Below are 25,228 nucleotides of genomic sequence, written 5' to 3'. Positions count from 1 at the left end.
TCTCTACTCTCATTCACGTGGCGGAGCTGCCCGAACCCGACCTGCTGCGCGATCCGGAGTCGTACGCGCGGCTGCTCCGCCATGTCCGCGAGGCGGTGCTGTCCGGGGCGACCGCGCCGCGTTCCCCGCGTTCGGTGGTGTCCGCGTCGTGGGAACGCTCGCTGGCCGCTCGCGTGGACCCGGACGCTGGCGAGGCGCCGCTGATCTGCGAGGCGGACGAACTCACCGAGCTGCGTGCGGAGCATCCGCTGGCCCCGGTGCTGCCGCTGTTGCGCGAGATGCTGGTGAGCATCGCCGACGACGCCGAGCACATGATGATCGTGACCGACGCGAACGGGCTGATCCTGTGGCGCGAGGGCGCGACCGGCGTGCTGCTGCGCGCGGACCGGGTCGCGCTCACCGAAGGCACGCGCTGGAGCGAAGAGGCGATCGGCACGAACGCGATGGGCACGACGCTCGCGACCGGGCAACCGGTGCAGATCTACTCCGCCGAACACCTCGTGCGCCGCTATCACACGTGGACCTGTGCGGCGGCCCCCGTCCGTGATCCGGACACCGGCGCGCTGCTCGGCTCGATCGACGTCAGCGGCCCGCTCCGCACAGTGCATCCGGCGATGTTGTCGCTGGTCACCGCCACCGCACAGCTGGCAGAGGGACGGTTGCGCGCCCAGCTGGCGGTCCGCGACGAGAAGGTGCGGCGAGCGAACATGCCGCACCTGGCGTCGTTGCGCGGCCGCCCCGGCGCGCTCCTTTCCGCGGGCGGACGGGTACTCGCCGCCGAGTCGTGCACGCTTCCGTCCACTGTGGAGGTACGTAAAGGCGGTGGCACGGTCACACTGCCGGACGGCCGGATCGCCACCGTCGACCCGCTCGACGAGGGCTACCTGCTGCGGATCGCCACGTCCGGCTCGGCGACCCGGCGGCGGTTGTCGCTGGAATACCTCACCGACGGTCCCGGATCGACCACTGTGGACGGTCGGGATATCCCGTTCACCTTGCGGCACGCGGAATTGCTGACCCTGCTCGCGCTGCAGCCGCGTGGGTTGTCGGCGGAGAAGCTGGCGCTGCAGTTATACGGCGAGGCAGGCAATCCGGTGACCGTGCGCGCCGAGATCCACCGGCTGCGCACCCAGCTCGGCACTGGGGTATTGCAGACGCGCCCGTACCGCCTCGCGGCGACGGTGGACGCGGACTTCCTGCGTACCAAGGCCGCGCTGCGAGCAGGAGATGCCGCGGCGGCGGTCCGGTCGTTCCACGGTCCGTTGCTGGAGGAGTCGGAATCGCCCGCGATCCTGGAGGAACGCGAGTCGATCAGCGCGCAGGTCCGGCAGCTGGCGTTGAACAGCGGGGACGCGGATACGTTGTGGGCGTTCTGGGAAACCTCCTGCGGTGCCGATGATCTGGCGATCGTGGACGCGTTGTGCGCGGTGCTTTCGCCGTCGGATCCACGGCTGGCGGCGGTGCGGACGCATCGCGCCCGGCTGGGCTGAGGCTTTCGGTTCGGCCGGCAGCGGTCTTCGCTGCCGGCCGGACCGCGGAGATCAGCTTCAGGTTCAGGGGAAAACCACGTCCGAGCAGGAGTAGAAGGCCTCGCCGGAGTCGGGCCAGTGGCGTTGCCAGATCGAGTAGATCAGGTGCCTGCCGGTGTGCCCGCCGGGGATGTTCGCGTGGAGCTGGTAGGCATTGCCGGAGATCGGCGGGTTGTCCTGCTTGTAGAACGGGGTGTCTTCGAGGTCGGACCACTTGAGCGGTTTCGTCGGGTCGTAACCCGGCTTCGTGATGTACAGCTCGAAGGTGCCCTCGTGCGCGGCGGTCAGCTGGTACTGGAAGGTGTACGCGCCGCTGCCCGGCATCGTGGTCGCCGGCCAGTCGGCGCGGGCGAGGTCGAGACCCTTGTACTTGTCCCGGCCGGCACTGCACAGCTTGCCGTCCGGGATGATCTCGCGGCTGTGGCCGCTGGCGTCGCCGATGTTGACCTCGTCCCAGTCGTAAATCGGCCAGCTGTCGCCCACCGCGATGGCGGCCTTGCACGCGGCGGACTGCGGATTCTCCGGACCCTCCTCGAAACATTGCATGATCCGGCTGATCGGATTGCCCATCGAGCCGTGCGCGAGGGCGGGAACGGCGGTGAACACCGAGGCCGTGCCGAGCACGGCGGTCAGTATCGCGACTTTGACGGTGGCGCGGGAAAATTTCATCGCAGGGTTCCTCTCATAAGAGGTCTAGACCACCCCACGGTAGGTGCCCCGGTGTACCGGCTTGTAGGCCCGAAAGTCGGGCGCGGGCGTTTCGCGCCTGCTCCGCCCGTGACAGTCGGTTGACGGTTCTCGCGCAGCTCACTCGTCCAGCCGCCGAAGCGCAAGGCCGAGGCTACGGAGCGTCGCTTCCGCCGCGGCGCTCCACGGCCAGCAGGTCGAGCAGGCCGGGGAGCCGGCGGTTGATTTCCGCCCGGCGCAACCGGATTCCCTTCCGGTTCCCGTAATTGATCTCGTGGATGAGCCCGGCTTCACGCAAAACGCGGAAGTGGTGCGTCTGCGTCTGCTTGGACACCGGGAGGTCGAACGAGTTGCAGGTGCGCTCGCCGTCGCTCCGGTCCGCCGCCAGCTCCGCGATCACGGTGCGGCGATGCTCGTCGGCGAGCGCGCGGAACACCGTGCCCAGATCGGCACTCCCAGCCTCGTCTTCCGCCGGACCTGACCCGGTCATCGCCTCACCTCTTTCAGGTACGTCTTGCATCGTACCTGACGCCCGTGCTTGACTGCAGGTACGACGATCGACGTACCTGAAACCCGCTCCCCGAAAGGTTGCGCCATGACGCCTTCTCGCGTCCTGATCCACGGTGCCGGTATCGCCGGCCCCGCTCTCGCCTACTGGCTGGCCCGGCACGGGTACCGGCCGACGGTCGTCGAGCAGGCCAAGGAACTGAGGTCCGGCGGCAGCGCCATCGCCGTCAAGGAACCCGCGCTGACGGTCGCCCGGAGCATGGGCATCGTCACGCAGCTGCGCGAGGTCGCCACCACTTCGAGCGCCCTCTCGCTCCTCGACCCGGACGGGCGGCAGCTCCTCCGGGTCCCGACGACTTCCCCGCAGTCGATCGAAGTAACCCGCTCCGACCTGTCCACGGTGCTGCACCAGGCAGCGCGCGACGACGCGGAGTTCCTCTTCGACGACACGATCACCAGCCTCCGGCAGGACCGATCGGGCGTCGAGGTCACCTTCCGCCGGTCACCGCCGCGCCGTTTCGACCTGGTCGTCGGCACGGATGGCATCCATTCCCCGGTGCGCCGCCTGGTTTTCGGACCGCCGGAGCAGTTCACGACCAGCCTTGGCCTGTACAGCGCGACCGTGCCGCTGGAGCCCGGCGCACTCGATGACCCGGAGGTGGCGGTGATGCTGACCGCGCCCGGCCGGATGCTCACCGTCCACCCGTCCCGGGGAAAGCCACTCGCGATGTTCACCTTCCGCGGCGGCCGAGTGCCCGGCTACGACCGCCACGACACCGCACTGCACAAGCGCATGGTGGCCGAGGCGTACGCCGGAATCGGCTGGCGAAGTCCCGAACTGGTTGAGGCGTACCAGAACCACCCCGCGCCCTTCTTCGATCCGCTCGCCAACGTGCGGATGGACATGTGGTCGCGCGGCCGCGTGGTGCTACTCGGCGACGCGGCATCCGCGGTAGCGCTGCTCGGCGACGGGTCAAGCATGGCGATGGCCGGCGCACACACGCTGGCCGAAGCGCTCGCTGCGCATCCCGGTGACCATGCCCGCGCCTTTCAGGCCTACGAGGCGAAGCACCGGCGGCTGGTGGACCCGAAGCATCGGCGCGTCAGCCTTGTCGCCAGGCTGCTCGTCCCGCGAACTCGGTATGGGCTGGCGGTGCGCAACGCCGTGGGCCGGGTCGTCGGGCTCGCTACCCGGAACGCCTTGCCTGCCAAGGAGAACAGCCGGGTTTGAGCGGCTCGCCCCGTCACTTGCTCGGGGCTTTCTCCCAGATCGACACGTGTTTGGCGCTTTCCGCGGTGAACTCCGAGCGGTTCCAGTCCGCCCAGCGGTATTTCAGGCTCATCCCGGCGATGCGCGCCATGAGGTCCATCTCGGCAGGCCAGGCGTAGCGGAAGGGAATTCGGCGGAACCGCCCGGTCCCGTCCGGGGACACGGTGACGTGGTTCGAGGTGAACTGCTGCGTGACCACGTCGTACTGGTCGAACCCGACATAGCCGCCAGCGGTGCCAGGTGCCACTGCGAACGGGACAGTGTCCTGCCCAGGCGGTAGGCGACGCAGGTCCGGCAGGCCCACCTCGACGAGGAACAGCCCGCCCGGCCGCAGGTGCGCGGCCGCATTGCGGAAGACGTCGACCTGCCCGTCCTGCGTGGTCACGTTGCTGATCGTGTTGAACACCAGATAGACCAGGGAGAACTGACCGGCCAGCCGAGTCGTCGTCATATCGCCGAGCACGACGTCGACCGCGTCGCCGCCCGGCTTGTCCGCGATCCGCGCCGCCATCGCCCGGCTCAGCTCGATGCCGCTCACCGGCACCCCGCGAGCGGCCAGCGGCGCGGCGATCCGCCCGGTTCCGACGGCGAACTCGAGCACTGGACCGTCGGCCAGGTCTTCGAGAACGTCCACCATGGGCGTCACGATCTCGGGCGCGTTCGCGCCGCCCGGGTCGTCGTAGCCCGCGGCCACGCTCTCGGGGAACCAGCCGTCCGCCGGGTCATCGGCCGAACCGATCATGGTGGCCGACGCTACGCCGTCGGCCATGCGGTCCTCACCTGATTTTTCGAGGTCGACGAGCACTTTGGCCAGCACTGCCTTGTCCGCCTGGCCGGGAGGGTCAATGTCAGCGAAAAACGTGCTTAATGCCGGTATGACCGGTTCTTCAAGTCCGTGAGGGGCCCCCTGAAGGAATCAGATTCCCTCAGGGAGTCCCTCACAGACGGCCTGGGCGAACACGCCTCAGCCGCACCCATCACGCCGCCTTGAGTCCCTGACATTTGCCGATAGGTTCGCTGGGGAGGTGCGGATGAGTTTCCGGCTGGCGGCGTATGCCGTATGCATCGAGGACGGGCGGGTGTTGCTCGCCCGCCATGTCTCGTCGGCGGGGGACACGAACTGGACTCTTCCGGGCGGCAAGGTCGAGCATGCCGAGGATCCGTTCGACGCGGTGGTCCGGGAGGTCGCCGAGGAGACGGGCTGCGAGGCGGTGGTCGAACGCCTGCTGGGCGTGGACTCCAGGGTGATTCCCGCCGCTGAAGCGCGGTTGGGGATGGAGCACCAGAACGTCGGCGTCTTTTACCAAGTCCGGATTACCGGTGGCACCTTGCGGCCCGAGCCGAACGGCGAGACCGCGGAGTCGGCCTGGACGTCGATGTCGGATGTCGCCGGCCTGCGCCGATCGTCGCTCGTTGACGTCGGTCTCGCGTTGGCGCGGACGCGTCCGGCAACCGGCCACGTCTCTCCCGTGGCGGTCGGCGGCCTGATCCGGCATTGACCTGACCCCGAGGTAGACACCGTCTACTTACTTTGATAGACAGTGTCTACAAGATGAACCAGGGGTTACGGAGAGCGGAATGGGTTTCCACACGTTCGTCGCGGTCGGCGACAGCTGCGCAGAGGGGCTGGACGATCCGTACCCCGACCACAGCCGGTACCGCGGCTGGGCGGACTACGTCGCCGGGCGGCTCGCGCGCGACGAAACCGGGTTCCGCTACGCCAATCTGGCCGTGCGCGGGCGACGGCTGGACCAGATCGCGACGGAGCAGCTCCCGGCGGCAGAGCGGCACGAACCGGACCTGATCGCGTTGTTCGGCGGCGGCAACGACGTGATGAGCCGAGGCTGGGACGCCCGCACGGTCGCCCGTCGCGTGGACACTGCGATCCGGCAGTGCACACAGATCGCGCCGAACGTCGTCACCTTCACCTTGAGCGACATCGCGCACCGCATGCCGCTGGGCGGGCGGATGCGGCCGCGGGTCACCGCGCTCAACGACGCCATCCGCGAGGCTTCGGTCAGCTACGGCGCGAAGCTCGTCGACCTTTGGCCGGATCAGGCCGCGCACGACTCGCGCTACTTCGGACCGGACCGGCTGCACCTGTCGCAGGCCGGGCATCTGCGGGTGGCCGGGCACGTGCTCGACCGGCTCGGCGTCGAGCACGACGGCAGCTGGCTTCAGCCGCTGCCTGGCTCCCCGGCCCAAGGCAGCGCGATCGCCGACCTGCGCTGGCTGTGGCAGGAAGTGCTGCCGGTGGGGATCACGCGGTTGCGCAACCGGCTCATCGGCCGGTCCCCTGGCGACGGCTTCCTGCCGAAGCGCCCCGAACTGCTGCCCGTCGCCTTCTCCGAAGCTCAGGTATGAGCGCGCGTCAGCGGTTGATCCAGACCGCGGCGGACCTTCTCGTCGGCTCCGGCGTCGAAGCCGTGACGTTGCGCGGCATCGCGAAGGCGGCTGGCGTGTCGCACGGTGCGCCGCTTCGCCACTTCTCGGGACGTGCGGAGCTGTTGTCCGCCGTAGCGACGCTTGGCTTCACACAGTTGCTCGAACGCGGTGCGCAGCTGCCCGACGGCACCCCGCGAGAACGCGTCACGGCCGCCTGTCACGCGTACGTCGACTTCGCGGTGACAAACCCGGCCATGTTCGAGCTGATGTTCCGTCGCGACCTCATCGACCCGGAAGAGCCGGGGCTGGTCTCGGCCAGCAGTGCCGTCTTCGACACCTTCGCGGAGCTAGTGCGCATCGACCGCGCCGAAGCGGACGACGACCGGCTGCGGCCGGGTACGGACCCTCGGCTGGTCGCAGCGTCACTGTGGGCTGCACTGCACGGTCTCGCGCAGCTGTGGCTCTGGGGTGGACTCGCTGGAGCGAGCTTCGCGCCTTCGCCGGAATCAGCGTTGGCGGTGACACTCGACGCATATCTGGGGTGAAGCTCGGCGGAGAGCCTGGAATCCTCCCCACCCCTGGCCCTCCGCCGAACAGCGCGAATGGATGACCATTCAAAACCGACGGTAACCGCTCGGTCCCTTCCGCGGAATCCACCCTTCGCCGCAGCCGCGGGTAAACCCTGGCGGTAGGCGGCCTGCCGCGAGCGCGGTACGGAATTGGGAAACCGCCGGTCAGCAGGTAGTTTCGGGCGCGTGATGCGGATCCTGCGGGCCCGGCCGCTCCGCACGGACTCGCTGTTGGCGGCCGCGGTCGGACTATTCCTCTTTGCCGGGGCGGCGGTCCACCACGGCTCCCTCGGCGACCGGCCGGGGCTGCCCGGGCTGCTGCTCGCGGTGGCGGGCGCGGTGCCGCTGGCGGTCCGGCGGCGCTATCCGATCGGCGTGCTGATCACGGTCACCGTGCTGGTCGGCGCGTTCGCGCTGGCCGGGTACCGCGCGACGCTCGGCCGTCCGGACCTGCTGATCGCCGCGTACACGGTGTGGGCGCACTATCCGGTGCGGCGAGCCTGGCCGCCGTCCCTGTTCGCGGTGGCCGGCTTCGAGGTGACGATGCTCGTCGGTGACAGCTCGAACCCCATCGGGGACACGGTGATCGCCGTGCTGCAGGCGTCCGCGACTGTCCTCATTGGACACTCGGTCTACCTTCGCCGGCTCGCGCTGCACGCGACCGCGGAACGCGCCGACCGCGCGGAGCTGGCGGTGGTGGAGGAGCGGCTGCGCATCGCGCGCGAACTGCACGACGTCGTGTCGCACCACCTGTCGGTGATCTCCGTGCAGGCGAACCTCGCGCGGTACGTCTTCGAGTCCGAGCCGGGCACCGCGCGCGGCGCGCTCGACACGATCACCGGCACGACCACCGAGGCGCTGGACGAACTCCGGCGGCTGCTCAGCGTGCTGCGGCCGCCGCGGCACGAACCGGGCGAATACCGTCCGCAGCCTGGCCTTGAGGAGCTTCCCGCGCTGGTCAGCCGTGTCCGCGAGGCCGGGCTCTCGGTACAGGCGCGATTCGCCGGAACGCCGCGGACGCTGCCGTCGGGGCAGCAGCTGTGTGCGTACCGGATCGCGCAGGAAGCGCTGACGAACGTCCTCAAGCACGCGCCGGATTCGCTCGCCTCGCTGGAGGTGGAGTACCTGGACCGCGCGCTGCGGCTGAGCGTGGCCGACTCCGGCGGCGGACCGCGCACCGACGGCAACCCCGCCGGTCATGGCCTCGTCGGCATGCGGGAGCGGGCGCGTATGTACGGTGGCGAAATCGAAATCGGGCCTCGCGAACCGGCGGGGTTCGAGGTTGTGCTGACCCTCCCGTACCCGGGCCGGACCACCGGAGAACCGAAGTGACCAGTGTGCTCGTGGTGGACGACCAGGACCTCGTCCGCGCCGGTCTCGTCGCGTTGCTCAACGCCGCACCGGGCGTCGAGGTCGTCGGCGAGGCACGGGACGGGCTGGAGGCCGTGCGCGAAGCGGCGCGGCTGCGGCCCGAGGTGATCCTGATGGACATCCGGCTGCCGGGCCTCGACGGCGTGTCGGCCACCGCCCGCGTCCTCGCCGGGCCGGACAACCCGCGGGTGCTGATCCTGACCGTCTTCGACCTCGATGAGTACGTGTACCGCGCGCTGCGGGCCGGCGCGTCCGGGTTCCTGCTCAAGGACAGTCCGCCGGAGACGCTGATCTCCGGCATCCAGGCGGTGGCGCGCGGGGACATGCTGTTCGGCCCGACGGTCACGCGGCGGCTGGTCGAGGCGTACACGAGCGCGCCGCCGGCCGAGCCAGCGCCGGAGCTGAACGGGCTGACCGAACGCGAACGCGAGGTGCTCCGGCTGGTCGGCACCGGAATGCCGAACGGGGAGATCGCGGCGCGGCTGCTGGTCAGCGAGGCCACGGTGAAGACGCATCTCAATCGGTTGATGCCGAAGCTCGGGATTTCCAGCCGGGCGCAGGCCGTGGTGGTCGCTTACGAAACTGGCTTGGTGCGGCCTGGCCGGTAGCCGAATTCGTTGCGCAGCACTCGTTCCGCGGCGTGCTGACCGGCCATTCCGTGCACACCGGGGCCGGGCGGCGTCGCGGCCGAACACAGGTAGACACCGCGCAACGGCGTGCGATACGGATCCCAACGCAAGACCGGCCGCCCCACCACCTGACGCATCGTCACCGCCGCAGCCGCGATGTCACCACCAAGCTCGGGATTTCCAGCCGGGCGCAGGCCGTGGTGGTCGCCTACGAAACCGGCCTGGTCCGACCCGGCCGGTAACCGAATTCGTTGCGCAGCACCCGTTCCGCCGCGTGCCGACCGGCCATTCCGTGCACACCAGGGCCCGGCGGCGTCGCGGCCGAGCACAGGTAGACACCGCGCAACGGAGTGCGATACGGGTCCCAGCGCAAGACCGGCCGCCCCACCACCTGACGCATCGTCACCGCCGCAGCCGCGATGTCACCACCGACGTAATTGGCGTTGTACGCCTCGAAATCGCTCGCCGGGATCGCACGCGCGGCGAGGATCGTGTCGCGGAAGCCCGGCGCGAAGCGTTCGATGCGGCGGATGATCGCGGCGGTCGGGTCGAGCGGATCTCCGTGCGGGACATGGGCGTACGCCCAGATCGGCTGTTTGCCGGGCAGACCGCGCGACGGGTCGGCGGCCATCGGCTGCGCGAGAAGGACGAACGGGTCCCTAGCCCGTTTGCCCTGGGCCACCGCGTTTTCCGCCGCGTGCACCTCAGCCCTGGTTCCGCCGATGTGGACAGTACCGGCCTTGGCGAGTTCCTTCTCCCGCCACGGGATTGCTTCGGACACCAGGAAGTCGACCTTCGCCGCTGCTGGGCCGTAGCGGACTTTCTCCAGCGCCCTGCGATACGGCTGCGGCAGTAACGGCCCTGCGAGGTCTAGGACGCCCTTCGGCGCTAAGTCGAGCAGCACGACGCGCGCGTGCGCTAACTCGCGTACGTCGGCGACGCGCGCGTTGGTGTGTACGCGACCGCCGTGTGCCTCGATGTCCGCAACGAGCGTGTCGGTGATCCGTTGCGAACCGCCACGCGGGATTGGCCAGCCTGTGGTGTGCGCGAGGTGGCCGAGCAGCACCGCGATGCCGCCGCCCACCAGTGACGGCAACCGGCCAAGCGCGTGCGCCTCGATACCCGCGATGAGCGCTGCGGCTTCCTTACTGCGGAAGGGATTCGCCGTCACCGCGAGGGCGCGCGTCGCGAGGTACGCCGCCGTACGCGGTCTCGGCGGGTGGCGAAGGTCGCCGAGAAGGACTTCGGTGATCTCGGAGGTGTGTTCGACCAGCGGTGCCATGAAGCGACGCCATCGGTCCCCGTCGCGCCCTAGCCGCGCGCAGGTGCGTTCGAGATCCGCGTACGCGATGGCCGTGGTCTTCTCGTCGATCGGATGTGCGTACGGGACTTCGGGATGACAGAGGTCGAGATCGAACTGACGGAGAAAGGGCGAGGCTGCCGCCATCGGATGGACCGCCGAGCAGATGTCGTGGATGACGTCCGAATCGAACAACCGCGTCGACCGCGCCCCGCCGCCCGGCTCGGCCGCCGCCTCGAACACCTCGACCGACAGCCCGGCGCGCGCGAGCACCACGGCCGCGGCCAGGCCGTTCGGCCCCGAGCCGACGACCGCGACGTCCTGCGTGACGGGAGGAGACACGGCTCGATCGTAAGGTTGCGACGGACCGGGCGCCCAGTGTCACTCCCGAACACCTGATCGAATATTGTCGTACCCCACGCCTACCGTGCACCCCATGCCGGTCCGCACGGGCCGCGCCTGCTGGAGAGGGGGGTCATGCCCGACCACGACACGTTGCTGGAGCGCGTGCGAAAGCTGCTGGCCAAGGCAGAGGACCCGGCCGTCACCCCGGCCGAAGCCGAGCTGTACAACACCAAGGCGGCGCAGCTGATCGCGCGGCACGGGATCGACAACGCGATGCTGGCCGCGTCCGGCCAGAGCGGCGACGACATCACTGTGCTCAAGCTGCCGATCGCCAATCCGTACAGCCGCGACAAGGCCAGTCTGCTCACCAGCATCGCCTACCCGTTGCGCTGCCGGACCCTGCTGCACCGGGTCGGACAGGGGGTCGAGGGGGTCACCGTGTTCGGCTTCCGCACCGACCTCGCGCGGGTCGAATTGCTGTTCACCAGCCTGTTGCTGCAGGCGAGCACGCAGCTCACGCGGGTGCGGCCGGAGGAGCGGGTGTTCCGCGAATCGCTGGCGGCGTACCGGCGCACGTGGCTGCACGGTTTCGCGCGCGCGGTCCACGAGCGGCTGACGGTGGCGGAGGAGAACGCCGCGCGGACGTATTCGGATGTCGCCGGCGGGAAGTCGGCGGAGCTGGTGGTGCGCGACCGGACGGCGTTGGTGCAGCAGGCTTTCGACCGCGAGTACGGAGATCTGCGCTCGGCCGCACCACGACGGTTGTCGGGGTCGGGGTACCGGGAGGGGCACCGGGCCGGGACCCGGGCGAATCTCGACCCGGCGGCATTGGGGAGGCGGCGGTCGGCGCTTCCGGTGCGGTGAGGCTGGTTCCTCAGGTCCGTGGGGCCGGGGCTAAGACTGTGCGGTGGGTGCGTTGAGGCGTATCGTTTTTGCCGGAGCTCGTGCGGCTCTTGTCCAGACTGACGCGAGCAACGGGAGCTGGTTTGTCGTCCGTGAGGGGAACCTTCACGGACCCTGATTCCCTCAGGGCTCCCCTCACAGACCTTCGGATACGTTCACATGGGCATCAATCAGACATTTCTCCGACTTGAGCGTCCTTTATGGACGGTCAACAGGCGCAGGCCGCCGCCTCAAGTCCCCGCCGAGCCGAGCTTTCCCGGCTGGTCGCGCCGGTGCGGCCGACCGGAAAGCCGCCGCTGGAGTCCATTGTGGACTAACGAGAACGGGGCACCGATCCGTGGCTGCGCAGTCACGAGCGGCTCGGCGACGGGCACACCGTCGTTCCCGGCGGAATCGCGCCAGTACTCGCGTCGACAGAGCAGGATCTAGGCGTCTACGTCTGGTACGAACACCCGCTCTGACCTACTCCCAGCTAGGCAGCCACACTCCGTCCCCCGGTTCCTGGCCCGTCACCAGGTAATCGCGTAGCTTCCGCACCTCCGGATGCGCGGACTCCCGCCGCCACAGCAGCGACATCGGGTACACCGGCGCCGGGTCGACCACCGGGATGCGGCGGAGGTCGTACTCGTCCGGCCAGAAGTAGCGGGAACCGGTGCCCACGAAGGTGGACAGGTCCGGGGACGTCGCTAGTTCGTCCAGCATCGTTTCGTTGCCGAAGACCGGGCCGGTGACGTCGATGGCCAGGTCGAACGCCTCGGACAGCTCCGCGTAGTACGCGCCCCATTCCGTGCTCGCCGACAGGCCCGGCATCCAGATCCGGTGGCCGACCAGCTTCGCGATCGGCACCGAGGGCAGGTCGGCGAACGGGTGTCGCGGGCCGACGAGCAGCTCGTGGGCGTCGTAGTCCACGACACCGCTCATCACGCCACCCGGAAGGGGGCGCTTCGGCACTCCGCGGAAGGCCGCGTCGACGGTACCGGCCGCGACCGCGGCGACGGCGGCGTCGAAGGTCAGCTCGGCGCCGGTGGTCACGACTTCCAGCTCCACCTCCGGGAACGCCCGGTGGAAGCTCAGCGCCAGATGCGCCGACTTGGTCCGCCGGTTCAGCACGTCGACGCGCAGCGGGCGTTTCTCCGGGCGCACCGAAGCGAGCGCCCGCTTCTCCGCGTCGAGCAGCGTCCGGGCGTGCGGCAGAAACGCCTCGCCATCGCTGCTCAACCGGGCTCCGCGCGCGGTGCGGGTGAACAGCCGCACCCCCAGGTCGCGCTCGAGCGCCCCGACCCGTTTCGACACCGCTTGCTGGGTGATCCCCAGCTCCGCGGCCGCCTCCTGGAACTGCCCTCCGTCCACGACGGCGACGAAGGTCCGTACGAATTCCAGCTCCACGGGGCAATCCTAAGCGCTCGCGCCGCCCGGCGCGGGCAAGCAACCCAACCCCGCTACTTGTCTGAGGAGTTGTGTTACGCTTCGCCTCGATGTTCACGCGCCTTCTTCTCCTTCGCCGCCACGGCGGGGCCTGACCGGACCGGCCCCCCGCCGTGGGGCGAGCACGTGTGCCGGTCGGCTGACGACCCCCGAGAAGGACCGCAGATGACCACCGTGTGGAACCGGCAGCGCGCCTCGCGCATGCCCTCGCATCGTTACCGCGACGTCTACCAGCGCGTCGACGTCCCCAACACCGGCCGGGACTGGCCGGGCAACCGGATCACCCACGCCCCGCTCTGGGTGCCGGTCGACCTGCGCGACGGCAACCAGGCACTGGCCGAGCCGATGGACCCGGCCCGCAAACGCCGGTTTTTCGAGCTGATGATCACCATGGGATACAAGGAGATCGAGGTCGGCTACCCGTCCGCCTCGCAGACCGACTACGACTTCGTCCGGCTGCTCGCGGACACCGGACTGGCCCCGGACGACGTCACCATCGTCGTGTTCACCCCGGCCCGGCGCGACCTGATCGAGCGCACCGTGGAGTCCATTCGCGGGATCCGCAACGACGTCGTGATCCACCTGTACACCGCCACCGCGCCAACCTGGCGTTCGGTGGTCCTCGGCCACGATCAGGCGTCGCTGAAAGACCTGATCCTCGCCGGCGCCCGCGACGTTCTGCGTGCGGCAGGCGACCTGCCGAACGTGCGCTTCGAGTTCTCCCCCGAGGTCTTCAACCTCACCGAACCGGACTACGTGCTGGAGATCTGCGACGCGGTCACCGAGACGTGGCAGGCGAGCCCGGACCGTCCGGTGATCCTGAACCTGCCGGCGACCGTCGAGATCGCGACGCCCAATGTGTACGCCGACCAGATCGAGTACATGCACCGCAACCTCGCCCGCCGCGATTCGGTGATTCTGTCCGTGCACCCGCACAACGACCGCGGCACCGGCGTCGCGTGCGCCGAACTCGCGGTGCTGGCCGGTGCGCAACGCGTCGAGGGCTGCATCTTCGGCAACGGCGAGCGCACCGGCAATGTCGACCTGGCGACACTGGCGCTGAACCTGCACGCCCAGGGCGTCGACCCGATGATCGACTTCTCCGACATCGACGAAATCCGCCGCACCGTCGAGTATTGCAACCGGATCGAGGTGCACGCGCGGCATCCGTACGTCGGCGATCTCGTGCACACGGCGTTCAGCGGCACCCATCAGGACGCGATCAAGAAGGGCTTCGCCGAACACCACGCGCGCGCCGCGGAGACCGGCGTGCCCGCCCGAGATCTCGACTGGCGCGTGCCGTACCTGCCGATCGACCCGGCGGATCTCGGTCGCGACTACGCCGCCGTGATCCGCGTGAACTCCCAGTCGGGCAAGGGCGGAATCGCCTACCTGCTGGAAAGCGAGTACGGCATCACGTTGCCGCGCAGGCTGCAAATCGACTTCGCACGCCGCGTCCAGGACCACACCGACAACTCCGGACACGAGGTGACCGCTGCCGAACTGTGGCGGCTCTTCGAGGCTGCCTACCTGCAGCCAAACCCGGCAATCACGTTGTCCCGCTTCGAAAACTCGGCCGACGAGCATACCAGCATCACCTTGCGCATTGACGGAACCGAGCACACCAGCACCCACGCCGGAACCGGGCCGGTCGAAGCACTCGCCGCGGCGCTCGGCGACCAGGGGCGCAAGGTCGACATCGTGGCCCTGCACCAAACGAGCATCGGCTCCGGCAACGACAGCGAAGCGTTGACGCTGCTGGAATATCGCACTGACAGCGGTACACAGTGGACGGCTGGCCGGGACCGTTCGGTACTCGCGGCCAGCCTGAACGCGGTGGTGAATGCCGCCTAGCTAGGGATGCGCGGACGCAGCGGCCACCAGAGCGCCTTGCCGAAAAGCGCGGCGAGCGCGGGGACCAGCACCAGCGAAAGAACGAGCGCGGAGAGCATGATGCCGAGGGCCATCGCGAAGGCGACCTGCTCGTTGCCGGGGCTGGTGGCGAGCGTGGCGAAGGAGCCGGCGAGCACCAACCCCGCGGTCGCGATGGCCGGTGCGGTGTGCCGGACCGCGCGAGCCACCGCGGCCCGTGCTGGGCCCGGTCGCTGCGTCTCCTCCCGGATCCGGTCGGTGATGAGGATGTTGTAGTCGGTGCCCAGCGCCACGACGAACAGGAACAGCACCAGCGGAAGCGTGAAGTTGACTCCGGGATTGCCAGCGACGTGCTGGAACAGCAGCGTGGCGGCGCCGAGGGTGGCGGCGAACCCGAGCCCGACCGACAGCATCAGGACCACCGGCGCGAGCAGGCTGCGCAGGAGCAGCAGCAGGATCAGCGCGATCAACGCGGCCGCGACCGGGAACACGATCTTCAGGTCGTGGTCGACAGCGGTGGAGATGTCGGCGAAGATCGCCGCCGTCCCGCCCACGTGTGCGGTGATCCCGCTCGGCGTGTTCCGGGCGACGGCGGCCCGGACCGGTCCGGCGGCGAGGTCACGGGCCTGCTGGCTCTGCGAACCGGCGGTCAGGTAGACGTCGATCCGGGCGGCCTGGCGATCCTCGTTCAGAACCGCCGGCGCGACCTGGCCCACCCCGCTGACCCGGGCGAGCGCTTGGCCGAGTCCGTCGAGCCGTTCGACAGTCAGGACGGAGCCGTCCTCCGTGGTGACGTAGACACTCGTCGGGTCGGACACTCCGGCGGGCAGCGCGCGGGCGATCTCGGCCGAGGTGGCCACGGCGGGAGTCGGGTCGCCGGAGTCACCCCGGCCGTAGTCCATCCGGATTCCGGTCAACCCCGCGGCCAGCGCGCCTAGCAGGGCGACGGAGGCGGCCGCCATCATCAGCGGTCGTCGGGTGACCAGCGAGGCGAGCTGGGCGGCGCGGCCTTCGGCGGGCTGGCGGCGCAACGAGGCGGAGGGCCAGAACATCTTTCGCCCAGCGACCGCGAGCAGAGCGGGCATCAGGGTCAGGCTGCCGAGCAGCATCACCAGTACCGCGACGGCGATCGCGGGCCCCAGCGAACGGAACTGCCCGAAGGTCGCCGCGCCCAGCGTCGCGAACGCGGCGACGATGGTCAGCGCCGCCGAAGCGATCGCGGTGCCCACCCGGGCGGAGACCTGACCGGCTGCCTCGCGGGCGGGCTGCTCAGGGTGGTCGCGCAGGTGCTCGCGGAAGCGGAACAGCAGGAACAGCAGGTAGTCGATGCCGATGCCGAGCAGCACGACGGAGATCAGGTCCGGGGTCCCCGCGTCGAGCTTGTGCCCGGCGAGCAGCGCGGCCCCCGCCACCGCTCCAGCCGCGGCACCGCCGATCAGCGCGACCGCCAGCAGCGGCAGCAGGGCCGCCAGCACGCTGCGGAACACCAGCACGTTGAGCAGGATGATGAAGACCATGACCAGCGCGCTGCCCACTTTCGCGGCGACCTCGTGGGCATCGGTCGTGTCGACGCGCTCGGCGAGACTCCCGGTGAAACCGGTCCGCATCCCCGCCTCGGCGAACTGCGTCCGGGCTGAGTCCCGGAAGGCCCGATAGACCCCCTGGACCCCCTTGTCCGAGGGATTTCCCGTCAGCTGCACGGAAAGCAGCGTGAAGCTCCGGTCGGGCGCGGTCGTGGCCGGGACGATCCGCGGCGTCTGGGAGCGGTCCGGGACGAGGAACCGCGGCAGGTCGTCCTCAGTGGGCATGATCACCTGACGGCGAGCCAGTTTCGCGGCCTCGGCCCCGATCCGCTCCTGGTCCGCGACGCCGAGCGCGGTGCCGTCGGCGCGGGCGACCAGCACCGTCACCGTGGTGGCGTCGGGGTTCACCCCGAACCGTTCCTCGGCGATCCGCTGCGCGGCGGCCGAGTCGTATCCACTGGGAAGGAAGTCGGCTGCCTGGTGCTGGGTGACGCGGGCGAGCAGGGTCGGGGTCAGCGCGATCAGGGCGGCGCCGAGCAGCATCCAGACGGCGATGACCCGCCACGGTCGGCGGGTGGAGTATCCGGTCAGGGCGCGGATCACGAGAGGTTTCCTCCGGCAGAAGTGCTTGTCCGCCGGGGATTCCCGGCCGGATCTCAGTCCAGCACTCCGAGGGGCCGCCGGGCGTCGGAGCGGCGGATGATCCGGAAGCGGGCCCGCGGTCCTTCCTTGGCCGGGGACTAGGACCCTGGTCCTAAGCCCAGCTCGCCGCGGGCGCCGTGCGACCCTTTCCGGAGCCGGGAAGCCGGACACAGGGAGAACAGACATGTCCAGGAACCGGCAGCACCCGCGCGGCACCGAGCCGCCGTGGACCCGCAACGACGCGCTCGTCGCCGGCGGTGCCTGCGTGCTGAACCTGCTCAGCTATGTGTTCTTCAGCGCCCCCGACAGCCGGTACGACGTGCGGGCGACCGGCTTCCTCCTCGTCGCGCTGGCGGCGATCCCGCTGCTCGCCCGGCGGACGCACCCCGTGGCAGCGCTCGCTGCGGTGCTGGCGCTCGACGTGACAGCCACCTTGACCGTTCCGCTGCCCAGCCATTTCGGTGCCGTTTTGGTGGTCGCGCTGTACTCGGTCGCCCGGTCACGCAGCAGCTGGGTGACCGCGGCCGCGGCCGTCGCGACGGTGTCGCTGACGTTGCTGAGCCAGAGCGACGGCGGGATTCCGCCGTGGCGGGACGTCCTGACCCCGTTCCTGACCGCGCTGATCGTCGTCGGCACCGCGCTGGTGATCAACCGCTGGCAGCAGGAGGTCGCGGCCAACCGCAAGCTTCTCGCCGACCGCGCGGTGGCCGACGAACGCCGTCGCATCGCCAGGGAACTGCACGACATCGTGGCGCACCACATCACCACGATGCAGCTGATGGCGGGCGGGGCCCGGGCCAATATCGCCGAACCAGAGGTCGTCCGGGAGGCACTGACCACATTGGAGTCCTCCGGGCGGCTCGCGCTGCGCGAGATGCGCCAGCTCCTCGACGTGCTGCGGGCCGACGACGAACCGCAGGCCGCGCCGTCACTGCCTCAGCCTGGTGTCGACGGGCTCGACCGGCTCGTGGCGGAGTCCGGGCTGCCGGTCGAGTTCAGCGTCCACGGAACGCCGCGTCCGCTGCCGCCGACGGTCGGCCTCACGGTGTTCCGGATCGTCCAGGAAGCCCTCACCAACGCGCGCAAGCACGCGGGGCACGCCCGGGCGTGGGTGGAGCTGACCTACCGGCAGGACAGCGTCCGGGTCGAGGTGCGAGACGACGGTGGCGACAGCCCGCCGCCGGACACCGCGCCGGGTTCGAGCGGCTTCGGCCTGATCGGCATGCGCGAGCGGGTCGCCCTGCACAACGGCACCCTCGCCGCTGGCCCGCGCACCGACGGAGGTTTCGCCGTGGTGGCCGATCTGCCGCTGACCACGGACCAGGCCGCCGACGCGGCCGCCGAGCACGAAGGGACCTCGCGATGACCGAGCCGGTGATCAGGGTGCTGATCGCGGACGACCAGCCGCTCGTCCGGCGCGGCCTGTCGCTGATCCTCTCCCCCAACGCCTCCTTCGACGTGGTGGGCGAGGCCGAAGACGGCGCGCGGGCCGTTGCCCTTGCCCGGGAATTGCGGCCGGACGTCGTGGTGATGGACGTCCGGATGCCGGTCCTGGACGGGATCAGCGCCACGCGGGAACTCGCCGCCGCCGTGCCCGGCTGCCGGGTGCTGGCGCTGAGCACCTTCGACCTCGACGAGTACGTCGTGGGCGCGCTCCGGGCCGGGGCCTGCGGATTCCTGCCCAAGGACAGTTCCCCGGAAGACCTCGCCGCGGCGATCCGCACGGTCCACGCCGGCGACGCGGCCGTCGCGCCGCGCCTGCTCACCCGGCTGATCGCGGCCTACGTACGACCGCATTCCGCTGCCCCGCAGACCCCCGCCGACGGCAACGGCCTCACACCGCGAGAGGTCGAGGTGTGGCGGCTGATGGCCACCGGCCTCGACAACGCCGAGATCTCCCGCACACTGGAAATCAGCCTCTCCACGGTGAAAAACCACATCACCGGCCTCTTCGACAAGCTCGCCGTTCGCGACCGCGCGCAAGCGGTCATCGCGGCTTACGAATCAGGGCTCGTCACCGCCCGCACGACGCAGGACGGCTGAATCAGCCTCCGCCACGGAGGAACGCCAGTACCGCCAGCACCCGGCGGTTCCCGTCGTCGGTCGGCGGCAGGTCGAGTTTCGCCAGGATGCTCCCGACGTGCTTGCCCACCGCGGCGTCGGACACCACCAGCCGCCGGGCGATCGACGCGTTGGAGTGGCCCTCGGCGATCAGCGACAGGACTTCCCGCTCTCGCGCGGACAGCCGGGCCAGCGGGTCGGCTTGCCGGCGCAGCAGCTGGCGCACCACCTGCGGATCCACCGCCGTTCCGCCGTCGACGACCTGACGCAGCGTCCCGACGAATTCCTCGACGTCGACCACCCGGTCCTTCAGCAGGTAGCCGACCCCGCGGCCCTCCGCGGAGTCGAGCAGATCGGCCGCGTGGTGCTGTTCGACGTATTGGCTCAGCACCACCACGGCCAGCTCCGGCCGGGTGCGCCGCAGCTCGACCGCCGCGCGCAGGCCCTCGTCCGAATGCCCTGGCGGCATCCGGATGTCGGTGAGCACCAGGTCCGGATCGTGCTCCCGCACCGCGGCGTGCAGGCCTTCGGCATCGCCGACCGCGGCGACCACCTCGAAGCCGAACCGCTCCAGCAACCCGCACAATCCCTCGCGCAGCAGCACCTCGTCTTCGGCGAGGACGACCCGCATCGGCTCTCCCATCAGCACGGCAACTCCACTCGGACGACGGTCGGCCCGCCTACCGGACTGCGCACCCACATCCGGCCGCCCAGCACGGCGACCCGGTCGCTCAGCCCGGTGATCCCGGTGCCGCGCGCCGGATCCGCGCCGCCGGCCCCGTTGTCCCACACCTCAACAGTAAGCAGGCGACCGGCAAGCCGGGCGCTCACCGAGGCGCAGCTGGCCGCGGAATGCTTGGCGACATTCGTCAGCGACTCGGCGACCACGAAGTAAGCAGTGGACTCCACCGGCTCCGGCAGGCGCGTCGGCACCGCTGAGTCGACGGTGACCGGCACCGCGCAGCCATCGGCGAGTTCCTCCAGCGCGGCGGGCAAGCCGAGTTCGGCGAGCGCGCGCGGGTGGATTCCGTTGATCAGCTCACGCAGTTCGACCATGAGTTTCTTGGCCTGGTCGTGCGCGTCCGACACGGCCTTCGCCGCCTCCGAATCCGGCGGCAGATCGACCTTCGCGAGCCCGAGCTGCAGGCTCAGCCCGACCAGCCGTTGCTGCGCGCCGTCGTGCAGATCGCGTTCGATGCGCTTGCGTTCCGCGTCGAAGGCCGACACCAACCGGGTGCGGGATTGCGCCACCTCGGTCAGCTCGCCACGGAGCTTTTCCGCCGCGCCGTCGGTGAGCAGCGCACGCGCCAGCAACGCGTGCAGACCAGCGAATCCGGCCACCAGATAGCCGGACAGCACGAGCAACAGCACCCCGGCCAATGCGTACGGCACCGCCCCGCCCGGAGTGGAAACCTCGGTGAAACCAACGGAAATCGTGTCGTTCGCGTTGACGAGCAATGGACTGGCCACCAGGACCACTGCGAACAAAGCGACCATGCCGGCTACTGCGTACAGCGCGGGAATGGCGGTGCACAGCAAAACCGCGTAGCCGAGTTCGCGCCACGACGCCGGTTCGGTGTAGCGCGCCCGCATTCGGGGCCACCAGCCCGGTTCGTGCGTCGGTCCAAAGGGGACGGTCACCGGGTTGAGGTCGACCATGCGCAGCCGCTGCCGTTCGACGCCGGCCACCACCGCCGCCCACGCCGGGCCCGCGCTCAGGAACAGCAGCATCCCGAACACCGAGGCCACCGCGAGGAGCCCGAGGTTGGCCGTCTGCCCGTGTATGACGCGGCTCACCAGCAGCGCGAGCGGCAGCAGGCAGAACCCGAACGGCAGGCCGAACAACAGCGTCATCGGGCCGGTGCTCAGCCCGTAGAGCAAGGCCCGCCACGGCCAGGAGGAAATCAGGAACGTCCGGCGCGCCACGGCATCCAGGACGGTTCGGGGTTTCACGGTCGGAGAAACGGTAGCCACGGGATCCAGATTAGCCAGCGGATCGGCCGGGCTCGATCGGTTTGCCCGTAGTCTCCGGGGTAGGGCTAGGCATACCAAGGCGGCATGCGGGCGTCCGTCCGGCCGGGCACCTCCAGCACGCCATCTCGGCATTGACTTCAAGTTAGGTTTAAGTCTTACTTTCGGCGTCGTGACCGAAACCATCGACGCCGGGATCCGGCGACCACCGAAGTCCTTGCTGGCGACCCTGCTCGGCGTCAGCACCATGACCATCATGGCCAGCGCCACCATCACCCCCGCGCTGCCCGGCATGCAACAGCACTTCGCCGCCGAACCGCACGCGGAGCTGCTCGTCCGGCTGGTACTCACGTTGCCCGGACTGGCGATCATGGTGTCCGCGCCGTTGCTGGCGAGACTGAGCGGCCGGACCGGACGCGTGCCGGTGCTGGTCGGCTGCCTCGCCCTCTACACCATCGGCGGCGGATCCGGTCTGCTGCTGGATTCCCTTCCCGCCTTGCTGGCCAGCCGGGCCGTGCTCGGGATCGGCATCGCGGGCATCATGACCACGTCGACCGCGTTGATCGCCGACCATCACCACGCCGACGAGCACGGCCGGGTGCTCGGATTGCAAGGCGCGGCAATGGGTTTCGGCGGCGTGGTCGCCATGCTGCTCGGCGGTCTGCTGGCCGCGATGGACTGGCGAGGGCCGTTCGCCATTTACCTGCTGGCGGTTCCGATGCTGGTGCTCGTGCTGCGTTTCGTGCCGGACGCACCCGTCCAGCCCGCCGATCCGACGGACACCACGTCCGCGTCGCCGTGGCAGCCGCGATTGCTTGGGTTGTACGCGTTGATTTTCGTTGGAGTCGTGGTCTTCTACACCGTTCCGACGCAGGCTCCGTTCTGGCTGGCCGAAGTCGGCGGCGCGGGACCGGTGGTCGCGGGGGCGTTGATCGCCGCGGTTAATCTGGTGATGACCTTGGTGGGCTTGAACTTCCGCCGCCTGCGCGCCCGCTGGGCCTTCCCGGCGCTGGCTGTCGCGATGTTCGCCGCGTTCGCCGTCGGGCTGGTCGTGCTGGGCACTGCCGGTGCATTGTGGACAGCCGCGCTGGGCATGGTCGTGGTCGGACTTGGCGTGGGGCTGCAGAATCCGACCATCAACGGATGGCTGGTCTCGACGGCCGCGCCGGGTGCGCGGACTCGCTCGCTGGGATTGCTGACGTCCGCGTTGTTCCTCGGGCAATTCTCGTCGCCGCTGATCGCGCAGCCGGTGATCGACGCCGTCGGGATGGGGACGACGTTTGTCCTTTCCGGAGCGTTAGCCGCGGTGGTCGCCCTTGTCGTGGCGGGAATCCACTGGCGACGATGACACGTAGTCGACGACTTGGGCATGCGTGGCGAACCAGACCCCGTCGTGCGAAGCGATGTGCTCCAGCAGTTCAGTGAGAATCGCGATCCGGGAACGATGCCCGATGATGTGCGGGTGCATGGTGAGCTGGAAGAGCCCGCCCTCGGCCAAGGCGACATCGAACTCGTCACGCCAGATCCGCAGCACTTCCCGCGGCGCGGTATACGGTCGCTGCGCACTGAAGCGATCCATCCCGAAATACGGCGCGTCGTCGCGAATCCATTCCACCGGAAGCTCGACAACGCCCGTCGGTTCGCCGTCGGCGAGGATCTCGTAGCAGTCGTTGTCCGCCATCAAGGACGAGTCGTATGCCAGGCCCAGCTCGCGAATGATCGCGAGGGTGGCTTCGGAAAAGTCCCAGGACGGCGTGCGGATGCCGACCGGACGCGTGCCGCTGAGCTGTTCCAGCGCGTCCGCGGCCCGGAAGGTGAGGTCACGTTCCACCGATGACGGCAGCTGTGCGTTGCTTTCGTGGATCCAGCCGTGCAGCGCGATCTCGTGCCCGGCGTCCACATAGGACTTCGCCTCCCCGTCGTGCAGCAGCGCCGACACCGCGGGCGTGAAGAACGTCACCGGCGCCCCGAACCGGTCGAGCAGCTTCAAGAGCCGGGGCACGCCGACCCGCGAGCCGTACTCCCCCTGCGACAGCTTGCCCGGCAGGACCTGGCCGTTGTACAGCCCGCTCGTCTCGTGGTCGGAATCGAACGACAGCGCCACGGCCACCCTCGCTCCGCCCGGCCAGGATTCCGGCCGCAACGGCCGCCCGGCACGCACCCGCGCGACGTGGTCCCGCCAGGTGCGCTCGCTCCACTGCCACGGTTCGGTCATGCTTCCCCCCAAAACGACGTCAAACCCCACCCTACTCCCGTGCCACGATGAGGAACAGTAGCCCGAAAACTGGTACGATCCCGGCTTTATGCAGGAGGAAGAGGCCGACAAGCCGGCCAGCAGCGTCCGTTCGATGAACAGCGTGCTCAGCACGCTACGGGTCTTCGAGGAGGTCGCCCAGCGGCAGCCGGTCGGCGTCTCGGAGCTGTCCAGGTGCACGGAAATCCCGAAAAGCACCGTGCAGCGCGGGCTGATCACGCTCCAGCAGGCGGGCTGGCTGAAGGTCGTGGACGCCGAACGCGCTCGCTGGGGCGTCACGACGAAGGCCTTGTCCCTTGGCCTGCGCAGCGCCGGGGAAGTGGACCTCAAAGAGGTCGCCGAGCCGGTCATCAAACGGCTCGCCGCGGAGACGAACGAGACGGTCATGCTGGCCACCCGCGACGGGGACAGCCTGGTCATCGTCGCGAGCCAGGACACCGACCAGGTGGTGCGGGTCGTGCTCGACGTCGGCACCCGGGTGCCGCTGCTCGCCACCTCCGGCGGCACGGCGATCATGGCCCTGCTCGACGAAGCCGAGGTCGACGAGCTGCTCACCCACGAGCTTCCCGACTTCGCCCAGACTCCGGATTTCACCGCGCTCCGCCGCGACATCGCCCAGACCGCGAAACGCGGGTACGCGCTCAACGGGTCCTCGTCGTGGTACCGCCCGCAGGTTTCGTCCATCGGCGCGGCCATCACGAACCCGGCCGGACGTCCGGTGGCGGCAATCACACTCGCCGTGCCGGACACGCGCTACACCCGTGTGCAGGAAAAAACCTTCGCGCCGCTGGTCGTGGCCGCGGCGGCCGAGGTCAGCCGCCTGCTCGCCGCCGGCTAACCCAGGCTTGTACCGCATTGCGACACGGCGTACCGTATTACGACATGAGCGAGTTCAGCGCGTCCAGCGCGGAGTTCCCGGAGACGACCCCGTTCCGCTTGCGCGACGTCACCTTTCGCAACCGCGTCTGGATGTCCCCGATGGCCCAGTACGCCGCGGGTCTGGACGGCCTGCCGACGGACTGGCACCTGGCGCATTACGGTCCGCGCGCGCTCGGCGGCGTCGGGCTGGTCATGGTCGAGGCCACCGCGATCAGCCCGTGGAACCGGTGCACGGCGGCCGACCTCGGGATCTGGAGCGAGGAACAGGCGCTCGCGCACCGGAAGCTGACGTCGTTCGTCTCCGGCCACGGCGCGGTGCCCGCGATTCAGCTGAACGCCGTGGGCCGCAAGGGATCGCACCAGGTCCCGTGGGTCGGCGACGGGCAGAACGGGCCGGTGCCGGTCGCCGACGGCGGCTGGGAGCTGATCGCGCCGTCGGCGATCCCGTTCGGCGACCTGGCGATGCCCCGGGTGGCCACCGAGTCCGACCTGGACGACGTGGTCGAGGCGTTCGCGCACGCGACCCGGATGTCCGAGCTGGCCGGTTACCAGGCCGTCGAAATCCATGCCTCGCACGGATATCTGCTGCACCAGTTCCTGTCGCCGCTGGCCAATCAGCGCACCGACCAGTACGGCGGGAGCGCGCAGAACCGGATGCGCTTCCCGCTCCGCGTGGCCCGCGCCGTGCGGGACGCGTTCCCCCAGGACAAGCCGGTGTTCGTCCGCATCACCGCCACCGACTGGGTCGAGGACAGCATCGCGCTCGACGACGCCGCGGTGTTCGCCAAGGAACTGGCGGCCATCGGCATCGACCTCCTCGACGTCACCTCCGGCGTCCTCGTGCGCGATCGCGGGGCCCGGCCGCCGAACCGGGAGGGCGTGAACGTCGACTTCGCGGCCGCGCTCAAGGAAGCGTCCGGACTGGCTGTCGCGCCGGTCGGGCAGATCAGCGATCTGGCTTCGGCGGGCCGGATCATCCGCGAGGGCAAGGCCGACGCCGTCCTCATGGGACGCTCGCTGCTGCGCGATCCGTACCTCGCGTTGCGAAACCAGCCCACACAGGCCTGGCCCGTCCGCTACCACCGCGCGTTCTGACCGAGGAGCAC

At 69.7% G+C, this 25,228-nt stretch carries 23 protein-coding genes and 1 pseudogene; 14 read left to right on the top strand and 10 right to left on the bottom strand.

What is annotated here, in order from left to right:
• Nucleotides 1–17: 17 nt before the first annotated feature.
• Nucleotides 18–1,490, top strand: coding sequence for a helix-turn-helix domain-containing protein (locus ACFSVL_RS02920; RefSeq protein ID WP_378300133.1), 1,473 nt, complete (start codon nucleotides 18–20; stop codon nucleotides 1,488–1,490).
• Nucleotides 1,491–1,553: 63 nt separating this feature from the next.
• On the opposite strand, the gene ACFSVL_RS02915 is transcribed toward ACFSVL_RS02920, so the two are convergent.
• Together ACFSVL_RS02915 and ACFSVL_RS02910 are read right to left on the bottom strand one after the other, a co-directional pair.
• Entirely contained in the window at nucleotides 1,554–2,198 is a 645-nt protein-coding gene (locus ACFSVL_RS02915) for a lytic polysaccharide monooxygenase auxiliary activity family 9 protein (RefSeq protein WP_378300131.1), read from the bottom strand.
• A gap of 172 nt (nucleotides 2,199–2,370) precedes the next feature.
• Nucleotides 2,371–2,706 carry an ArsR/SmtB family transcription factor gene (locus ACFSVL_RS02910; RefSeq protein WP_378300129.1) on the bottom strand — a complete coding sequence of 112 codons (336 nt, stop codon included), beginning with the start codon at nucleotides 2,704–2,706 and terminating at the stop codon, nucleotides 2,371–2,373.
• Between the two features lie 105 nt (nucleotides 2,707–2,811).
• On the opposite strand from ACFSVL_RS02910, the gene ACFSVL_RS02905 reads away from it, so the two are divergent.
• Nucleotides 2,812–3,954: an FAD-dependent monooxygenase gene (locus ACFSVL_RS02905; RefSeq protein ID WP_378300127.1), complete on the top strand. Its 1,143-nt coding sequence runs from the start codon at nucleotides 2,812–2,814 to the stop codon at nucleotides 3,952–3,954.
• 13 nt (nucleotides 3,955–3,967) lie between these two features.
• Here the strand turns inward: ACFSVL_RS02905 and ACFSVL_RS02900 are convergent, their stop codons facing one another.
• A complete protein-coding gene (locus ACFSVL_RS02900) occupies nucleotides 3,968–4,762 on the bottom strand; it encodes a methyltransferase domain-containing protein (protein WP_378300125.1) in 795 nt (264 codons plus the stop codon).
• A 262-nt stretch (nucleotides 4,763–5,024) separates the two neighbouring features.
• Between ACFSVL_RS02900 and ACFSVL_RS02895 the strand changes: the two genes are divergently transcribed.
• From ACFSVL_RS02895 to ACFSVL_RS02875, 5 genes are all read left to right on the top strand, one after another.
• Nucleotides 5,025–5,492 carry an NUDIX hydrolase gene (locus ACFSVL_RS02895; protein ID WP_378300123.1) on the top strand — a complete coding sequence of 156 codons (468 nt, stop codon included), beginning with the start codon at nucleotides 5,025–5,027 and terminating at the stop codon, nucleotides 5,490–5,492.
• Between the two features lie 79 nt (nucleotides 5,493–5,571).
• Entirely contained in the window at nucleotides 5,572–6,357 is a 786-nt protein-coding gene (locus tag ACFSVL_RS02890) for an SGNH/GDSL hydrolase family protein (protein WP_378300121.1), read from the top strand.
• Complete coding sequence (locus ACFSVL_RS02885; RefSeq protein ID WP_378300119.1) at nucleotides 6,354–6,923, top strand: TetR/AcrR family transcriptional regulator; 570 nt, start codon at nucleotides 6,354–6,356, stop codon at nucleotides 6,921–6,923. Before ACFSVL_RS02890 ends, ACFSVL_RS02885 begins: the two co-directional genes overlap by 4 nt.
• Before the next feature lie 213 nt (nucleotides 6,924–7,136).
• Nucleotides 7,137–8,279, top strand: a complete 1,143-nt coding sequence (locus ACFSVL_RS02880; RefSeq protein ID WP_378300395.1) for a sensor histidine kinase — start codon at nucleotides 7,137–7,139, stop codon at nucleotides 8,277–8,279.
• On the top strand, nucleotides 8,276–8,926 hold the full coding sequence (locus tag ACFSVL_RS02875) for a response regulator (RefSeq protein ID WP_378300117.1): 651 nt from the start codon (nucleotides 8,276–8,278) through the stop codon (nucleotides 8,924–8,926). The genes ACFSVL_RS02880 and ACFSVL_RS02875 overlap by 4 nt, the downstream gene beginning before the upstream one ends.
• On the opposite strand, the pseudogene ACFSVL_RS02870 reads toward ACFSVL_RS02875, so the two are convergent.
• A pseudogene (locus ACFSVL_RS02870) lies at nucleotides 8,893–9,117 on the bottom strand (dehydrogenase); the annotation flags it as partial. The gene ACFSVL_RS02875 and the pseudogene ACFSVL_RS02870 sit on opposite strands and share 34 nt — an antisense overlap.
• Nucleotides 9,118–9,155: 38 nt before the next feature.
• A complete protein-coding gene (locus ACFSVL_RS02865; RefSeq protein WP_378300115.1) occupies nucleotides 9,156–10,589 on the bottom strand; it encodes a phytoene desaturase family protein in 1,434 nt (477 codons plus the stop codon).
• A gap of 135 nt (nucleotides 10,590–10,724) precedes the next feature.
• Here ACFSVL_RS02865 and ACFSVL_RS02860 point away from each other — a divergent pair, with 135 nt between their 5' ends.
• On the top strand, nucleotides 10,725–11,456 hold the full coding sequence (locus ACFSVL_RS02860; RefSeq protein ID WP_378300113.1) for a DUF2786 domain-containing protein: 732 nt from the start codon (nucleotides 10,725–10,727) through the stop codon (nucleotides 11,454–11,456).
• A gap of 501 nt (nucleotides 11,457–11,957) precedes the next feature.
• Here the strand turns inward: ACFSVL_RS02860 and ACFSVL_RS02855 are convergent.
• Entirely contained in the window at nucleotides 11,958–12,881 is a 924-nt protein-coding gene (locus tag ACFSVL_RS02855) for a LysR family transcriptional regulator (protein ID WP_378300111.1), read from the bottom strand.
• Between the two features lie 204 nt (nucleotides 12,882–13,085).
• Between ACFSVL_RS02855 and ACFSVL_RS02850 the strand changes: the two genes are divergently transcribed.
• The gene (locus ACFSVL_RS02850) at nucleotides 13,086–14,774 is read left to right on the top strand and encodes a 2-isopropylmalate synthase (protein ID WP_378300109.1); all 1,689 of its coding nucleotides are present in this window, start codon (nucleotides 13,086–13,088) and stop codon (nucleotides 14,772–14,774) included.
• Here the strand turns inward: ACFSVL_RS02850 and ACFSVL_RS02845 are convergent.
• Complete coding sequence (locus tag ACFSVL_RS02845; protein ID WP_378300107.1) at nucleotides 14,771–16,918, bottom strand: MMPL family transporter; 2,148 nt, start codon at nucleotides 16,916–16,918, stop codon at nucleotides 14,771–14,773. The two genes, ACFSVL_RS02850 and ACFSVL_RS02845, sit on opposite strands and share 4 nt — an antisense overlap.
• A gap of 223 nt (nucleotides 16,919–17,141) precedes the next feature.
• Here ACFSVL_RS02845 and ACFSVL_RS02840 point away from each other — a divergent pair, with 223 nt between their 5' ends.
• Both ACFSVL_RS02840 and ACFSVL_RS02835 read left to right on the top strand, forming a co-directional pair.
• Nucleotides 17,142–18,323: a sensor histidine kinase gene (locus ACFSVL_RS02840; protein ID WP_378300105.1), complete on the top strand. Its 1,182-nt coding sequence runs from the start codon at nucleotides 17,142–17,144 to the stop codon at nucleotides 18,321–18,323.
• Complete coding sequence (locus ACFSVL_RS02835; protein WP_378300103.1) at nucleotides 18,320–19,000, top strand: response regulator; 681 nt, start codon at nucleotides 18,320–18,322, stop codon at nucleotides 18,998–19,000. The genes ACFSVL_RS02840 and ACFSVL_RS02835 overlap by 4 nt, the downstream gene beginning before the upstream one ends.
• Before the next feature lies 1 nt (nucleotide 19,001).
• On the opposite strand, the gene ACFSVL_RS02830 is transcribed toward ACFSVL_RS02835, so the two are convergent.
• Together ACFSVL_RS02830 and ACFSVL_RS02825 are read right to left on the bottom strand one after the other, a co-directional pair.
• Entirely contained in the window at nucleotides 19,002–19,649 is a 648-nt protein-coding gene (locus ACFSVL_RS02830; protein WP_378300393.1) for a response regulator, read from the bottom strand.
• 11 nt (nucleotides 19,650–19,660) lie between these two features.
• On the bottom strand, nucleotides 19,661–20,992 hold the full coding sequence (locus ACFSVL_RS02825; RefSeq protein ID WP_378300101.1) for a sensor histidine kinase: 1,332 nt from the start codon (nucleotides 20,990–20,992) through the stop codon (nucleotides 19,661–19,663).
• 169 nt (nucleotides 20,993–21,161) lie between these two features.
• On the opposite strand from ACFSVL_RS02825, the gene ACFSVL_RS02820 reads away from it, so the two are divergent.
• Complete coding sequence (locus tag ACFSVL_RS02820) at nucleotides 21,162–22,337, top strand: MFS transporter (protein ID WP_378300099.1); 1,176 nt, start codon at nucleotides 21,162–21,164, stop codon at nucleotides 22,335–22,337.
• On the opposite strand, the gene ACFSVL_RS02815 is transcribed toward ACFSVL_RS02820, so the two are convergent.
• A complete protein-coding gene (locus ACFSVL_RS02815) occupies nucleotides 22,287–23,204 on the bottom strand; it encodes a polysaccharide deacetylase family protein (protein ID WP_378300097.1) in 918 nt (305 codons plus the stop codon). The genes ACFSVL_RS02820 and ACFSVL_RS02815 overlap by 51 nt on opposite strands.
• Nucleotides 23,205–23,292: 88 nt before the next feature.
• Here ACFSVL_RS02815 and ACFSVL_RS02810 point away from each other — a divergent pair, with 88 nt between their 5' ends.
• On the top strand, nucleotides 23,293–24,081 hold the full coding sequence (locus ACFSVL_RS02810; RefSeq protein WP_378300095.1) for an IclR family transcriptional regulator: 789 nt from the start codon (nucleotides 23,293–23,295) through the stop codon (nucleotides 24,079–24,081).
• A gap of 44 nt (nucleotides 24,082–24,125) precedes the next feature.
• Entirely contained in the window at nucleotides 24,126–25,217 is a 1,092-nt protein-coding gene (locus tag ACFSVL_RS02805) for an NADH:flavin oxidoreductase/NADH oxidase (protein ID WP_378300093.1), read from the top strand.
• The last annotated feature ends 11 nt before the right edge of the window (nucleotides 25,218–25,228 follow it).

Source organism: Amycolatopsis silviterrae (genome assembly GCF_042684085.1).
Taxonomy (GTDB): Bacteria; Actinomycetota; Actinomycetes; order Mycobacteriales; family Pseudonocardiaceae; genus Amycolatopsis; species Amycolatopsis silviterrae.
Note: the sequence above shows the minus strand (reverse complement) of the source record. Positions and strands in the feature narration are given on the sequence as shown.